Origin of the sequence: Iamia sp. SCSIO 61187 (genome assembly GCF_019443745.1) — a bacterium.
GTDB lineage: Bacteria > Actinomycetota > Acidimicrobiia > Acidimicrobiales > Iamiaceae > Iamia.
Genome location: NZ_CP050948.1, coordinates 1626444 through 1640908, shown reverse-complemented (window position 1 = coordinate 1640908; position 14465 = coordinate 1626444). Strand labels below are relative to the sequence as shown.

The window sequence follows — 14465 nt, the reverse complement described above, 5'->3', positions numbered from 1 at the left end:
GCCGGTGCCCGCCGAGCAGCGCGGGCGGCGCGCCCCTGACGCAGTGCCGCGCCGGTCGCCCCCGCCGTCCCTCCCGTCGCCCGACCCGGAGCGGCCGTGGCCGACGCGCGTCACGGCCCGGCGGGCGTGGATCACGCTCTCATCGGCCCTCCCTCTCCTGCCCCGGTCGCCGTCGCCCCCGACCCGGGTGGGCGACGGGGTCACGTTCACGGTGGTGGCGGCCAACCTCGAGCGGGGCCAGCGCGACCCCGTGGCCCAGGCCGAGGCCCTCGCCGCGCTCGACGCCGACGTCCTCCTGCTGACCGAGCACGCCGCTGCGACCCGGGCCGCCCTGGAGGAGGCCGGGCTGGCGTCGACGTTCCCCCACCAGGCCGACGACCCCAGCGAGTGGTACTTCGGGAGCCTGGTCGCGTCGCGTCGGCCCCTCCTCGCCGCCGATCGGCGGGACCTCGGTGGCCGCCCGGGGCAGGTCGTCGACATCGACGTGGCCGGGATCCCGGTGCGTCTGGTGCCGGTGCACACCCAGGCGCCGGTGCACGACCGTGACGTGGTGACCTGGCACGACGGTCTGGTGGCCAACACCGGCATCGGCGACGACGCCCCGGGACCGGTGATCCTGGCCGGCGACTGGAACGCCACCGGCGGCCACGGCGCCTTCCGGCGGGCGCTCTCCCGCCACGACCTGGTCGACGCCAGCGCCGTGCTGGGCCACCGGTGGTACCCCACCTGGCCGGTCGACCAGCCGGTCTACCGCCTGCCGCTGCCGCCGTTCCTGACGCTCGACCACGTGGTGGTCAGCGCCGGCGTCGAGGTCGTGGCCCTCGAGCGGCTGGCCCTCCCCGGGAGCGACCACCGCGGCCTGCGAGCCACGCTCCGCCTCCCCCGCTGACAGCGCGCCCACCCCCCCAGACCCAAGGCCTGGCGGGCCACGTGCGGGCCCACGATGGCGGGGTCAGGGCTCCAGGGTGGCGGTGAGGGCGGCGGCCAGGGCGACGCCGCCCCGCCGGGTGGGGTGGAACGAGGCGCTGGCGGGGGACCCGGACCGGGACAGGACGAGGCCGTGGACCCACGGATCGGCGCTGCAGGCGGCGTGGCCGGCGAAGGCCGTCGCCGGGTCGACGAAGGTGGCGCCGGATGCGGCCGCGGCGTCGGCCAGGGCGGCGTTGAGGGCGGCGACGACGGCCCGGCCGCGCCGGACGTCGCTGCCGGCGAAGAGCCACCGCGCCTCGGCGAACGGTGCGCCGTCGTCCCAGCGCACCGGGCCCGAGCAGGCGGCGTCGGTCGCGTGCACCAGCGGCGGGTAGCCGACGACCACCACCCGGGCCCCGGGGGCGGCGGCCACGACGTCGGCCACGGCTAGAGCGAGGGTGCAGGCGTGGCCGCCGCAGCTGCGGAGGCCGCCGGCCCCGTCGGTCTGACCGGTGCGCAGCTCGGCGATGGCCGCGACCGCTCCGTCGAGCCAGGCGTCGCACCCCGCCCGGCTGTAGGAGCCGTTGAGCTGGCTGCTGCCGACGAGGACCTGGAGGCAGGTGGTGAGGATCGGGGTGAACCCGATGTCGTTGCCGCCGATGGTGAGCGTCACCAGGGCGGGCGCGTCGCCCTCGGCCAGCCGGTCGATCTGGCCCGGGACGGCCTCGCCCTGCGGACCGGAGGGGTACAGGCTGGCGAGGGTCGCCCCGCTGCAGGCCACCATGTCGAGCGTGCCGGGCACGTGCTCGCTGCTGGTCCGGGCCACCTCGGGGTAGCCGGCGGCCGACCAGCCGCAGCGGTCGGGCTCGACGACGAACGGCGGGTTGCCCTCCCCCACCACGTAGGAGTCGCCGAGGGCGACGTAGCGGCCGTCGCGCACCAGCGCCCGCCCGTCGGCCCGGACCGCGAACGCCGACGATCCGACCAGGCGGGCCGACAGGCCGAGCCGGTCGCCGTCGGCGCGGAGGCGGTCGACGTCGGCGGCCCGCTGGTCGGGCGGCGGGACGGCGTCGAGGACCTCGGCCCACGCCCCGTCCACCGTCACCCCGAGGGGCTCGCCCAGGCGGAGCAGGGTCCGGGCCACGACCGACCGGCGCTCGCCGCCGTCGAGGCGGGCGACCCAGTGGGCCCGGCCCGCGGGCTCGGCGGGGCGACCGAGGATGCGCTGGTACAGGAGGTCGACGTAGCGGCCGTGGTCCCCGCCGGCGGTGGCGAACACCTCGGCCGAGGCGGCCAGGGCGGCGAGGAGGTGGTCGTGGCGGCGGGCGACGGTGGCCTCGGGCCGCAGCCACCCGGCCCAGAAGGCGCGGTCGATGGCCGAGGCCGGCCGGTCCAGGACCCGGGCGTAGGCGTCGTCGACCACCACGCCCCGGGCCTCGGCGGTGGCGGTGATGCGTCGGGCGAAGGCCTCGGCGGGCAGCCCGTCGCGGAGGCTCGCCTCCCAGGCGGCGGCGCCGGCGGGCTCGGGGCAGCGCCGGAGCAGGACGACGTAGGCCAGCTGGACGACCGCCCGGGGGCCCGGCAGCGGCGTGGGGCAGGTGACCGCCGGGGGCGACGCCGGCGCCGCGGGGGCCGGGAGCGCCCCGGCCACGACGGTCCCGCACGCCACGATGGCGGCCAGCGCTGCCCCCACCACCCGTCGCACCACGCCGTCTCCCTCTCGATCTCGGGAGGCCGCCGCCGATCCTCCGGGCCGTGTTCTACCACCCGCCCCGGCGACGCCGAGCGTCGGGAGGGCCTGTGCGAGGATCACCGCATGTCCGAGCACGTGACCACGCCGGATGAGCCCGCCTGGGGCGACGGGCGCGCCCTCAGCCTGGGCTGGCCCGAGCCCCTGGACTCGCTGGGGATCACCCGCCGGCTCGAGCTCCTCGACGCCATCCGCCCGCTGCGCGGCGAGCGCATCTTGGACATGGGGTGCGGGAACGGCTCCTACACCGAGCGGCTGCTCGACGGGTTCGCCCGGGTCACCGGCGTCGAGGTCGAGGAGGTCCGCCTCGAGGAGTTCCGCCGGCGCATCGCCGACCGGCCCGACGCCGACCGCTTCGACCTCCGGCTCGAGAGCGCCGAGGCCGTCAGCGACCCCGACGGCTCCTACGACGCGGTGATCGCCATCGAGACCCTCGAGCACGTGGTCGACCACGAGAGGGCGGCGGCCGAGGCCTTCCGGCTCCTGCGCCCGGGCGGGGCCCTCTACATCACCGTCCCCAACCGCGGGTTCCCGTTCGAGACCCACTCGTTCATGATCCGGGGCACCGAGCGCCGGTCGAAGTGGTACCCGTTCGTGCCGTGGATCCGCCCGCTGCACCGGCGCATCTCCACCGCCCGCAACTACCGGCCGGCCGACCTGCGGGCCCTGCTCGAGGGCGTGGGCTTCACCGAGGTCGGGACCACGTTCATGATGCCGCCGCTCGAGCGGTGGGGCCCGGGTCGCCACCTCCGCCCGGCCATCCACGGCCTGGAGCGCACCCCGGCCCGGCACCTCGGCGTCTCGGTCGTCACCGTCCACGAGAAGCCCTGACCCCGTCGTCACCCCAACCTCGTCCGGAAGCTCGCGCATGCGGCGCGGTTCCGGACGACGTCTCGTCGGGAGACGCGCTCAGGACAGGAGGGCTCGGGCCACCAGGTCGGTGCCGAAGGCGGTGAGGATGGCCAGGTAGAGCAGGCCGGTGGCGGCCATGACGGCGCTGTACTGGCGCTCCTTGAGGGCGGCCCGGGTCACGGCGAGCAGGCCGAGGGTCGTCACCGCGCAGGTGACCCACGTCCACCCGAGGATCCCGCCGTAGCCGTCGTCGATCGACCCGTCGAGGACCGACACCATGCCGGTGGGCACGAGGAGGAGCGCGACCTCGACGGGCAGCACGATCGCCGTGGCCCGGACCAGCTCGAGCAGCGGCCCCCGGGCCAGGCCCGGCTGCACCAGGTACCAGTGGCCGAGGAGCATGGCGTCGCTGACGGCGCCGAGGAAGAGGGCACCGACGACGGTGCGGGCGACCGAGAGCCACACCGGCGAGCCGGCGTCGATGCCGGCGGCGACGAGGCCGACGAGGCCGATGGCCACCGGCACCAGGTCGAGCACGGGGGGGAACTCGGGGGCGTCGGCGTCGAAGCGCTGCTCCTCGCGGTCGATGCCGGTCATGGCCGCGACCCGGGCGCTGCGCTTCTCGACCCGCTCGCGCTGGCCGGACACGCCGGCCGCCCGGCGGACGACCGACACGGCCAGGGCGCCGCCGGCCGCCAGCCCCACGCCGACGGCGGCGAGGTCCCGCACCCACACCGGCCCGATGCGGAAGCCGATGAAGGCCCCGGCGAGGGCCATCAGGCCGTAGATGCCGCGCAGCAGCCAGCCGTAGCCGAGCCCGACCTCGCGCCGCCGGGTGGTGAGCCACAGGAAGGCCAGCCCGCCGGTGCCCCACTGGAGCAGCACGGTGGCGGCGTCGAGGCGGATCACGGCCCGAACCTAAGCGTCGGGGGAGTCGGTGCCGACATCGAACCCATGCTCCGCCCCGCGCTCCCGCCACCATCGCGCCTCACGTTCCGTGGTGATTACCTTGATGTTCGGCCACTGAGCGTGGCAGCATGGGCGGGCACCGCCGCCGACGCCCGTCGGCCCGCCCCGGGGGAGAACCGATGACCGCACCACGCCGCCGGCTGCCGCTCCTGGTCGCCGTCGCCCTGCCGCTGCTGCTGCTGGCCGCCGCCTGCCAGCCGACGCCGCCACCGATCCCCGCCCCGAACCCCAACGCCACCCACACCCGCACGGTCGGGACCAACCCCGACGACCGCACCCCGCACGTCCTCGACGGCCAGGTCTACGCCGTGCTCGACCTCGGGACGCGGGTCGTCGTGGGCGGCGAGTTCACCCGGGTGAAGGCCTTCAACCGGCCGACCGAGTACGCCCGCCGGGGCATCTTCTCCTACGTCAAGGCGACCGGGGCCATCGAGGCCTTCAACCCGGTCCTCGACCGTGGCGGCGTCCGCGACATGGTCGTCGGCCCGAACAGCACCCTGATCCTCGGGGGCAGCTTCCAGAAGGTGAACGGCCAGACCCGGGTCGGGCTGGCGAAGATCGACGCCGTCAGCGGGGCCGTGGACGCCGCCTTCACCGCCCGCGCCAACGGCTGGGTGAACACCATGGCCCTCCGGGGCGACCGCCTCTTCGTCGGCGGGACCTTCACCACCATCAGCGGCAACGCCCGCTCCCGCCTGGCCGCGGTGAACGCCCGGACCGGCGCCGTCGATCGGGGCCTGAACGTCGCGGTCGACACCACGGTGCGCGGCGGTGTGGTGGTGAACCGGCTCGACGCCACCCGCAACGGGTCCAAGCTGGTCATCACCGGCAACTTCCGCCGGGTGGGCGGCCAGCCCCGCGACCAGGTCGCCATCATCGACGTGGGCGCCTCGTCCAGCGCGGTCAGCTCGTGGAGCACCACCGGCTACCGCACGGGTGCGTGCTCGGCGAGCTACGACTACTACGTCAAGGACGTCGACATCTCGCCCGACGACCGCTACTTCGCCGTCGTGACCACCGGCACCTGGGGCAACGGCCTGGCCGGCCTGTGCGACACGGTGGCCCGCTGGGAGATGGGCCGCACCGGCCCGAACCAGCGCCAGACGTGGGCCGACTGGACCGGTGGCGACTCGCTGTCGGCCGTGGCCATCACCGGCGCCGCCGTCTACGCCGCCGGCCACCAGCGCTGGGCCAACAACGAGAACGCGCCCCGCGGCGACGTGAAGGGCCCCGGCGCCGTCGACCGGGCCGGCATCGCCGCCTACGACCCGGCCACCGGGGCCGTCCTGCCCTGGACGACCCAGCGGGATCGGGGCCTCCAGGTCGGGACGCTCACGCCGACCCCGGCCGGGCTGTGGATCGGCAGCGACTCCGGCGGCCTGGGCAACGAGTGGCACCCCCGCCTCGGCTTCATCCCGCTGTGACCCCGCGGAACCGCCGGTCACCTTGGTGCCAGGCTCCACGTGGCCATGCCCACCCCGGTGCGCGCAGCGACCCCCGGCCACTTGGTGCCTGGCACCACGTGACCCGCGCCGACCAGCCTCCGCGCCGACCAGCCCGGCGCACCGGACCGACCCGTGCCTGACCCGGGACCCGAGAGGGCCCCCGGTACAGTCCCGCCGGTGAACGAGGCGCCCGACCCCGCGCGCCGCCGGGTGCTCCTCGTGTGCTCCGCGGGCGGCCACCTGACCCAGCTGCTCCAGCTGCGCCCGTGGTGGGAGCACCACGACCGCACGTGGGTCACCTTCGACAAGGCCGACGCCCGCTCCCACCTGGCCGGCGAGCGGACGGTGTGGGCCCACCACCCGACGACCCGCAACATCCCGAACGCCCTGCGCAACCTGGTCCTGGCCCGCAAGGTGCTGCGCGACGAGCGCCCCGACGTCATCGTGAGCGACGGGGCCGGCGTGGCCGTGCCGTTCTTCTGGCTCGGTCGCCGGATGGGCATCGCCACCGTCTACGTCGAGGTGTTCGACCGGGTCGAGAGCTCGACCATGACCGGGCGCATGTGCCGGCCCGTCACCGACCTGTTCTGCGTGCAGTGGGCCGAGCAGCAGCAGCACTACAAGGGCAGCGTCGTGATCGGCCCGTTGCTGTGAGCGACGAGGACGACCGGCCGCTGCACCTGGTGGTCACCCTCGGGACCGACCACCACCCCTTCGCCCGGCTGGTCGACTGGGTCGACCGGTGGGCCGGCGAGCACCCCGACCTGCGCTGCGTCGTCCAGCACGGCACCGCCCCCGCCCCCCGCCACGCCGAGGGCCACGCCATGCTCGACCCGGCCGACATCCCGGCCCTGATGGGGCGGGCCGCGGTGGTCGTGGGCCACGCCGGTCCGGGCACCGTCCTCGACGCCCGCGCCGCCGGCCGGCTGCCCGTGGTGGTCCCCCGCCTGGCCCGCCACGGCGAGGTCGTCGACGACCACCAGGTGACCTTCGGGCGGTGGATGGAGGGGCGCGGCATGGCCCTGTGCGTCGACGACGAGGCCGGGCTGCGGGCGCACCTCGACGCCGCCCTCGCCGACCCGGCCCCCTACGCCGTCGTCGTGGACGACGCCACCCCACCCCCCGCGGTCACCCTCCTCGGCGACCTCATCGACGGCATCCTCACGAGATGACCCCGCCGACCGAGGTGAGCCGCCACCAGCCAGGCCCCACCAGCTCGGAGCGACGAGACGAGCCGTTGCAACGCGGTCCGGCCCGGCGCAGCCGCTGGGGGTCTGGGGGTCCCCCCCAGACGAAGCGGCGTGTGGCCGAGGAACGAGGCCTCCGCCGCTGGGAAGGTCTCAGCGCCGAGCGCAGCGAGGCACCGTCAGTTCGAGGAACGGAGTGAGCGTCAGCGAACGAGTGACGAGACTCATCTACATCGGTGGATCGGGGCGGAGCGGGAGCACGCTGCTCGAGCGGCTGCTGGGCGCGGTGCCCGGGGTGGCGACGCTGGGCGAGGTCGTGCACCTGCCCCAGCGCAGCCTGATCGACGGCGACACGTGCGGCTGCGGCCAGCCCCTGACGAGCTGCCCGTTCTGGGGGCCGGTGGGCGAGGAGGCCTTCGGCGGCTGGGACCGGGTCGACGGCCGCCGGTGGGTCGAGGTCCAGGGCCGGGTCGACCGCAACCGCCACCTGCCGCTGCTGGCCGTCCCCGCCTCCGCCGCGTTCCGCCGGGACCTGGCCGAGCACGTCGACCGCCTCGAGCGCCTCTACCGGGCGGCGGCCACGGTCAGCGGGGCGTCGGTCCTGGTCGACTCGTCCAAGCACGCCTCCACCGCCTTCGCCCTGCGCCACCTGCGCGGCGTCGACGTCACCTTCGTCCACCTGGTCCGCGACAGCCGGGGCGTCGCCTACTCGTGGACCAAGGAGGTGGCCCGGCCCGAGACGCAGGACGAGCTCATGCCGACCTACTCCCCCGCCTCGGCCGCCGGCTGGTGGGACGCCTTCAACCTGATGCTGACGGCCCTGCGGGCCACCGGCGCGCCGGTCGACCGGCTGCGCTACGAGGACGTGCTGGCCGACCCGGCCACCGCCCTCCGGCGCATCCTCGCCCCCACCGGGCTGGCCCTGGAGCCGGGCTGGGACTCCTTCCTCACCCCGGCCGGTGCCGAGCTGGGGCCGAGCCACTCGATCGCCGGCAACCCGATGCGCTTCCGCACCGGGATCATCCCGCTGCGCCGCGACGAGGCCTGGCGCCAGGCCCTCCCGGTCGCCGACCGACGGGTCGTCACCGCCCTGACCTCGCCGTTCCTCGCCGCCTATGGCTACATGGGGCGGGACCGCTGACCGATGAGAAGGTCGTGGATGACCCGCGCGCCGACACCGACATGACCCCGACGAGCCACCCCACGGTCGCCGTCGTGATCGCCACGCGCGACCGCCCGGCGCTGCTGCGGCGGGCGGTGGAGGCCGTCCTCGACCAGCGCTACCCGGGCGACGTCGAGGTCCTGGCCGTGTTCGACCAGTCCGAGCCCGAGCCCGACCTGGCCCACGACGGTGTCGCCCCCGGGGGCGGCCACCGCCGCGTCCGGGTCCTCCGCAACGAGCGGATCCCCGGCCTGGCCGGCGCCCGCAACACCGGCATCACCGCCGCCACCGCGGACCTGGTCGCCTTCTGCGACGACGACGACCTGTGGCTGCCGGGCAAGCTCGACGCCCAGGTGGCCCTGCTGGCGGCCGAGCCGCACCTGGAGGTCGTGACCACCGGCGTGCTCGTCGAGGCGCGCGGCAAGGTGTCGACCCGGGTCCTCGAGCGGGACCGGATCACCCACGCCGAGCTGCTCCGGTCCCGCGTCTCGGAGGCGCACCCGTCGACCTTCCTGTTCCGGCGGGCCGCCCTGGTCGACGGCATCGGCCTGGTCGACGAGGTCCTGCCCGGCAGCTACGCCGAGGACTACGACCTCCTGCTCCGCGCCGCCCGCCGGGCCGACATCGGGGTCGTCCGCCTCCCGCTGGCGAAGGTGTTCTGGCACCGCTCGTCGTTCTTCGCCGAGCGCTGGAAGACGATCATCGAGGCCCTCGACCACCTGGTCGCCGCCCACCCCGAGCTGGCGACCGAGCCCGCCGGGCTGGCCCGCATCGAGGGCCAGCAGGCCTTCGCCCACGCCTCGATGGGCGACCGCCGAGGGGCGTGGAGCACGGCCCGCCGCGCCCTCGGCCACAACCGGCGCGAGCCGCGCGCCTACCTGGCCCTGCTCGTCGCCTCCGGCGCCGTCCGCTCCGAGTGGGTGCTGCGCGCCCTCCAGGCGGGGGGCCGAGGGATCTGATGGCGGTCGCCTACGGAGGGAGCGGAGCGGGCGACCCCGGCCGCGTCGCCCCGCTCCGACCGCGCCCGTCGTGGCGGGCGCTCGGCGCCAGCGTGGTCGGCCGCGGCACCCGCGAACGGCTGCGCCAGCTGCCGCCCCACTGGCCCATCACCGTCTGCATCGCCGGGTTCCCGATCTGGTGGGCCCTCGGGCTGGGGGCCCTCGTCTGGCCGGTGTTCGCCATCCCCCTGGGGCTGCGGCTGATCACCCGCCGGCGGCGGATCGTGGTGCCGCTCGGGTTCGGGGCCTGGCTCCTCTACCTGGCCTTCGTGGTGCTGTCGTTCACCGCCCTGGAGAGCAGCGCCCTGCCGTTCGCGTGGATCTGGCGGCTGGCGAACTACCTGTCGTGCACCGTGTTCTTCCTGGCCATCTGCGCCGCCGACGACGACGAGATCCCCGCCGACCGCATCGTCCGCCTGCTGGCGGGGTTCTGGATCGTCACCGTCGTGGGCGGGTGGCTCGGCGTCCTCCTGCCCGACGGCAGCATCCCCAGCCTCACCGAGCGGGTGCTGCCGGCGTCGGTCGCGACCAACGAGTTCATGCAGGTGCTGGTCCGCCCCGAGTTCGCCCAGGTCCACGACATCCTCGGCTACCCCCTGGGGCGGCCCAAGGCGCCGTTCGTCTACACCAACGACTGGGGCTCGGCCTACGCCCTGCTGCTGCCGTTCTTCTTCCTGTCGTGGCTCCAGTCGGCCGACATCCGCCGGCGGTCGTGGGCGTACCTGCTGCTCGTCGCCTCGCTGATCCCGGTGTTCGTGTCGCTCAACCGGGGCCTGTGGCTGAGCCTGGGCGTGGCGATGGTCTACGCCGCCAGCCGGTCCGGGGATCTGGCCCGCCTGGCCCGGCGGGCCCTGTTCGCGCTGCTCACCATCGGGCTGCTGTTGATCGTGTTCACCCCGGTGGGGACGCTGGTCGAGGGCCGGGCCGAGAACGACCACAGCTCGGCGGGGCGGTCGCTCCTCTACGGCGAGGCCTTCCGCATCACCACCGAGAGCCCCATCATCGGGCTGGGCGGGCCCCGCCCCTACGAGGGCAACAAGATCATCCCCAACGTGGGCACCCAGGGCATGTTCTGGACCGTCCTGGTGAGCACCGGGTACGTCGGCCTCGGCCTGTTCCTGGCCGCCTGGCTGCGGTGGATCTGGGAGACGCGGGCGGGGCCGTCGGTCACGTTCTGGTGCCACGTGGTCCTGATCATCGGGCTGGTGCAGATCCTCGTGTACGACATGATCCCGTCGTCGCTGCACGTGGTGTTCATCGCCGCCGCCCTGGGTTTCCGCGCCGCGCGCCGCGACGGCCTCGCGTCAGGTGCTTCGCGGGTCACGGGGGGTCAGACACCCGACTCCGCGTCAGGTGCTTCGCGGGTCACGGGGGGTCAGACACCATCCGACCGCCTGGGGACGGTCGGGCCGGGTGGGCACGGTCGGAAGGTATCTGACCCCGGCTGGTCGGCGACCGCCGGGCCGATGGGAGCAACCTCATGACCGCCGCGTTGCGGTCTGATGCCACGGCGCTCGACGCGGTCGCTGCGCTGCTCGGGCCTGATGACGCCCCCCGCCGGGCCGGCGACACCGCGGCCACCGAGCGGGCCTACGCCGTGCTGCCTCGGCGGGCCCGGCCGCGGTACCTCGTGCCGGTCGACGGGCGCCACGCTCGCGGAGCCCACATCCGCCCCGGAGCGGGCGCGGCCCAGGCCGTCACCCGAGTCGCCCTGCGGGCCGCCCTGCGCAGCGGGATCGGCAAGGTCCTGCCCGACCGCCTGGTCGTCGACGACGGCGACGCCGACCACCCCGGCCTCCGCCGCCACCTCGCCGCCCTGCTCGACCGCGACGACGTCGACCTGGCCGTCGCCCTCGGCGCCCCCCGCCCCAACCGCAAGCCGGTGGTGCAGGCCATCGGCGCCGACGGGGTCACCGTCGCCTGGGTGAAGCTCGGCGTCGACGACCACACCGACGCCCTCGTCGCCCACGAGATCGACGCCCTGCGGGCCGTCGCCGGCGCCGACCCGTCGGTCGTCACGCCACCGGTGCTCGCCTCCGGGACCTGGCAGGGCCACCCGCTCCTCGCCCTGGGCCACATCACCATGCGGGAGAGCGCCGCCGCCCTCGACCTGCCACCGGCGGCCATCCGGGCCATCGCCGGCCCCACCGTCGACGAGGACGTCGTCGCCAGCACGTGGTGGCGCCGGCTCGAGGCCGGGCCCGACCCCGACGGCGCCGTGGCCGCCCTGCTCGACGCCCTCCGCCCCGCCCTCGCCGGCCGGCGCTGGGCCTTCGGCCGCTGGCACGGCGACCTGGCCCCGTGGAACGCCACGTGGGACGGCGACCACCTGATCGCCTGGGACTGGGAGCGCTCGCACACCCCCGTGCCCCTCGGCCTCGACCTGATCCACAACCGGTTCCAGGTCGCCGTCCTCGGCGAGGGCGTCCCCGTCGCCGAGGCCCTGACCCGGGCGGCCACGGCCGAGCGGGCCACCCTCGTCGCCCTCGGCTACGCCGCCGACGACGCCCCGCTCGTCGCCGGCGCCTACGCCGCGACCCTCCGGGCCCGGTACGCGGCCGACGCCCAGCACGGCCCCCTCGGGCCGGGCACGTCCATCGCGGCCGGCCTCGACGCCGACCCCACGCTCGGTCGGGAGGCCGTCTCGTGAAGCTGCCCCTGTCCGACATGGCCCGCTACCGGCTGTTCCTGGCCTGGCTGCACACCACCCAGCAGGTCGCCCGGCCCACGGCCCCGTGGCGGGCCACGCCCGACTTCCTCATCGTCGGGGCCCAGCGCTCGGGCACGACCACGCTCTACCGGCTGCTGGCCGACCACCCGGCGGTGCGCTTCCCCCGGCTCACCAAGGGCGTCCACTGGTTCGACGTCGAGTACCACCGGGGGCCGAGCTGGTACCGGTCCGGGTTCCCGCTCCGCGCCTCGGTGGAGAAGGCCACCCGCGAGCTGGGCGAGGGCGTGGTGGTGGGCGAGGCCGCGCCCTACTACGGCTTCCACCCCTTCGCTCCGGCCCGCATCGCCGAGCACCTGCCCGAGGTGCGGCTGGTGATGATCCTGCGCGACCCGGTGACCCGGGCGTGGTCGCAGTTCCACCACGAGCGGGCCCGGGGCTACGAGCCGCTGGCCGACTTCGGCGCCGCCCTCGACGCCGAGGAGAGCCGCCTGGCCGGGGCCGAGGAGGTCCTGGCCGGCCGACCCGGCCACCACCTCGCCCACCAGCACCAGTCGTACGTGGCCCGGGGCCGCTACGACGAGCAGATCCGCCGCCTGTGGGCCGCCGTCGGCCGCGACCGGGTCCTGGTGCTCTACACCGAGGAGCTCGAGCGCGACCCGGGCCCGACGCTCGACGCCCTCCACGACTTCCTCGGCATCAGCCGGCGCCAGGTCGAGCCCGGCCGCTGGAACCCCCGCAGCCAGGGGTCGATCCCCGACGAGCACGTGGCCCGCATCCGGGCCGCCACCGCCGCGTCCGACGCCTGGCTCGCCGCCGAGCTCCCCACGCCCCCGCCCTGGCTCGTGCCCGCCGCCGCCCCGACGGAGACCGGGTGACCGGTGCGACCGTGACCGACGCCGGGCCCCCCGAGGCCGAGGCGACCGACGCCGTCCTCCCGCGCGCCCCGGAGGGGTCGGGGATGGCGCGCGCCTCCCTGATCAACCTGGTCGGCTCGCTGGTCTACGGGGTCACCGGGTTCCTGCTGATCGTCGTCATCACCCGCCGGCTCGGCACCCGCGGCGCCGGCGCGCTGCTCGAGGCCATCGCCGTGTTCAGCATCGTGTCCCGGTCGACCATGGCCGGGACCGACGTCGGCCTCGTCCGCTTCACCAGCCGGTTCCTGACCCGGGACCGGGCCGCCGAGGTCCGCCGCCTCTACGCCGTCGCCCTGGTCCCGGTCCTGGTCCTGTCGTCGCTCGCCGGGATGGCCCTGTTCGTGGGGGCCGACCCGCTGGGCCGGCTCCTCACCTCGGGCCACAGCAGCGACACCCTGTCGACCTACCTGCGGGTCCTGGCCCCGTTCCTCCCCGTCGCCGCCGTGTACCAGGCCGTCGACGGCGCGACCCGGGGGTTCGGCTCGATGCTGCCCAGCGTGGTGGTGGAGCGGATCGGTCGGTCGGCGGCGCTGCCCCCGCTCGTCCTGCTGGCCATCAGCGCCGGCGGCGGGGCGGCTCTGATCGGTGCGGCCTGGGCGGCCCCCTTCGCCGTGGCCCTGGTGCCCATGGCGCTGTGGACGGCGCGCCTGCTGCGCCGGGCCGAGCAGTCGCTGCGGGACCGGGTCGCCCGGGCCCCGGCCGACGCCGCCGTCGCCCCGCCCGAGCCGCTGGCCCCGCCGGAGCTGGCCCGCCGGTTCTGGTCCTTCGCCCTGCCCCGCTCCTTCGCCGGCGTGTTCGCCCTCACCATCACGTGGGTCGACAGCCTGCTGCTCGGGGCCATGGAGGGCACCGGCGCCGTCGGCGTCTACAGCTCGGCCATCCGCTGGCTGATCGTGGGCAACGTGGCCGGCAACGCCGTCACCATGGCCTTCGCCCCCCAGATCGCCCGGGTCATGGCCGCCGACCCCGACGACGCCAAGCCGCTCTTCCAGGAGGCCTCGGCCCTGCTGGTGCTGCTGGCCTGGCCCGCCTACGCCGTGGCCATGGTCTTCGCCCCCATCCTCCTCACCACCTTCGGCGACGGCTTCAGCGGCGGCGCCGCGGTGATCGCCATCACCGGCGTCGGCTTCCTCCTCGCCAGCGCCGCCGGCCCCATCGACATGCTCCTGCTCATGGCCGGGCGCAGCCGCCTCAGCCTGATCAACACCGGCGTGGCCCTGGTGGTGAACATCGGCGCCAACCTGCTGCTCATCCCGCCCTACGGCATCAAGGGCGCGGCCCTGGCCTGGACGATCAGCCTGATGGTCGCCAACGGCCTGCCCCTTGCGCAGATGTGGAAGATGCTCGGCGTGCACCCCTTCGGCGCCCGCACCGTGCGCACCATGGCCCTCGCCGCCGGGGTGGCCGCCGCCCTCGTCGCCGCCCGGGCCCTGCTGGGCCCCACCATCGGCGGGCTCGCCCTCGGGCTGGCGCTGGGCGGGGCCGTCCTGCTGGCCGGCATCTGGTCCAGCCCCGACCACCTCGGCGTCGACCAGGTCCTCCGGAGGCCGGCCCGATGAGAAGAGATGTCCACGACCGACCATCACTTGGTGCCTGGCACCACGTGAC

13 protein-coding genes are annotated in these 14465 nt (G+C 75.6%); 11 read left to right on the top strand and 2 right to left on the bottom strand.

What is annotated here, in order from left to right:
* The first annotated feature begins 4 nt into the window (after positions 1-4).
* The gene (locus tag HC251_RS07935) at positions 5-889 is read left to right on the top strand and encodes an endonuclease/exonuclease/phosphatase family protein (RefSeq protein WP_219944763.1); all 885 of its coding nucleotides are present in this window, start codon (positions 5-7) and stop codon (positions 887-889) included.
* Positions 890-952: 63 nt separating this feature from the next.
* Here HC251_RS07935 and HC251_RS07930 read toward each other — a convergent pair whose 3' ends face one another.
* Complete coding sequence (locus tag HC251_RS07930) at positions 953-2617, bottom strand: GDSL-type esterase/lipase family protein (RefSeq protein ID WP_219944762.1); 1665 nt, start codon at positions 2615-2617, stop codon at positions 953-955.
* Between the two features lie 108 nt (positions 2618-2725).
* Here HC251_RS07930 and HC251_RS07925 point away from each other — a divergent pair, with 108 nt between their 5' ends.
* Positions 2726-3490, top strand: a complete 765-nt coding sequence (locus HC251_RS07925) for a class I SAM-dependent methyltransferase (RefSeq protein ID WP_219944761.1) — start codon at positions 2726-2728, stop codon at positions 3488-3490.
* Positions 3491-3568: 78 nt separating this feature from the next.
* On the opposite strand, the gene HC251_RS07920 is transcribed toward HC251_RS07925, so the two are convergent.
* On the bottom strand, positions 3569-4420 hold the full coding sequence (locus HC251_RS07920; RefSeq protein ID WP_219944760.1) for a hypothetical protein: 852 nt from the start codon (positions 4418-4420) through the stop codon (positions 3569-3571).
* Positions 4421-4599: 179 nt separating this feature from the next.
* Here HC251_RS07920 and HC251_RS07915 point away from each other — a divergent pair, with 179 nt between their 5' ends.
* The 9 genes from HC251_RS07915 (at position 4600) to HC251_RS07875 (ending at position 14416) form a co-directional block, all read left to right on the top strand.
* Positions 4600-5904 (top strand): hypothetical protein, encoded by a 1305-nt coding sequence (locus HC251_RS07915; protein ID WP_219944759.1) that lies wholly within the window; start codon positions 4600-4602, stop codon positions 5902-5904.
* Between the two features lie 198 nt (positions 5905-6102).
* Positions 6103-6579, top strand: coding sequence for a PssD/Cps14F family polysaccharide biosynthesis glycosyltransferase (gene pssD / locus HC251_RS07910; RefSeq protein WP_219944758.1), 477 nt, complete (start codon positions 6103-6105; stop codon positions 6577-6579).
* Positions 6576-7097 (top strand): glycosyltransferase, encoded by a 522-nt coding sequence (locus HC251_RS07905; protein ID WP_219944757.1) that lies wholly within the window; start codon positions 6576-6578, stop codon positions 7095-7097. The genes pssD and HC251_RS07905 overlap by 4 nt, the downstream gene beginning before the upstream one ends.
* 229 nt (positions 7098-7326) lie before the next feature.
* On the top strand, positions 7327-8253 hold the full coding sequence (locus HC251_RS07900; protein WP_219944756.1) for a sulfotransferase: 927 nt from the start codon (positions 7327-7329) through the stop codon (positions 8251-8253).
* Between the two features lie 41 nt (positions 8254-8294).
* A complete protein-coding gene (locus HC251_RS07895; RefSeq protein WP_370651285.1) occupies positions 8295-9233 on the top strand; it encodes a glycosyltransferase family 2 protein in 939 nt (312 codons plus the stop codon).
* Positions 9233-10756, top strand: coding sequence for an O-antigen ligase (locus tag HC251_RS07890; protein WP_219944754.1), 1524 nt, complete (start codon positions 9233-9235; stop codon positions 10754-10756). Before HC251_RS07895 ends, HC251_RS07890 begins: the two co-directional genes overlap by 1 nt.
* Complete coding sequence (locus HC251_RS07885) at positions 10753-11922, top strand: hypothetical protein (RefSeq protein WP_219944753.1); 1170 nt, start codon at positions 10753-10755, stop codon at positions 11920-11922. The genes HC251_RS07890 and HC251_RS07885 overlap by 4 nt, the downstream gene beginning before the upstream one ends.
* Positions 11919-12818 carry a sulfotransferase gene (locus HC251_RS07880; protein ID WP_219944752.1) on the top strand — a complete coding sequence of 300 codons (900 nt, stop codon included), beginning with the start codon at positions 11919-11921 and terminating at the stop codon, positions 12816-12818. Before HC251_RS07885 ends, HC251_RS07880 begins: the two co-directional genes overlap by 4 nt.
* Positions 12815-14416 (top strand): polysaccharide biosynthesis C-terminal domain-containing protein, encoded by a 1602-nt coding sequence (locus tag HC251_RS07875; protein WP_219944751.1) that lies wholly within the window; start codon positions 12815-12817, stop codon positions 14414-14416. Before HC251_RS07880 ends, HC251_RS07875 begins: the two co-directional genes overlap by 4 nt.
* The last annotated feature ends 49 nt before the right edge of the window (positions 14417-14465 follow it).

Coding starts and splice junctions, on each gene's coding strand:
- HC251_RS07925 (WP_219944761.1), top strand. CDS start 2,726: ATGTCCGAGCACGTGACCACGCCGGATGAGCCCGCCTGGGGCGACGGG.
- HC251_RS07915 (WP_219944759.1), top strand. CDS start 4,600: ATGACCGCACCACGCCGCCGGCTGCCGCTCCTGGTCGCCGTCGCCCTG.
- HC251_RS07895 (WP_370651285.1), top strand. CDS start 8,295: ATGACCCCGACGAGCCACCCCACGGTCGCCGTCGTGATCGCCACGCGC.
- HC251_RS07890 (WP_219944754.1), top strand. CDS start 9,233: ATGGCGGTCGCCTACGGAGGGAGCGGAGCGGGCGACCCCGGCCGCGTC.
- HC251_RS07885 (WP_219944753.1), top strand. CDS start 10,753: ATGACCGCCGCGTTGCGGTCTGATGCCACGGCGCTCGACGCGGTCGCT.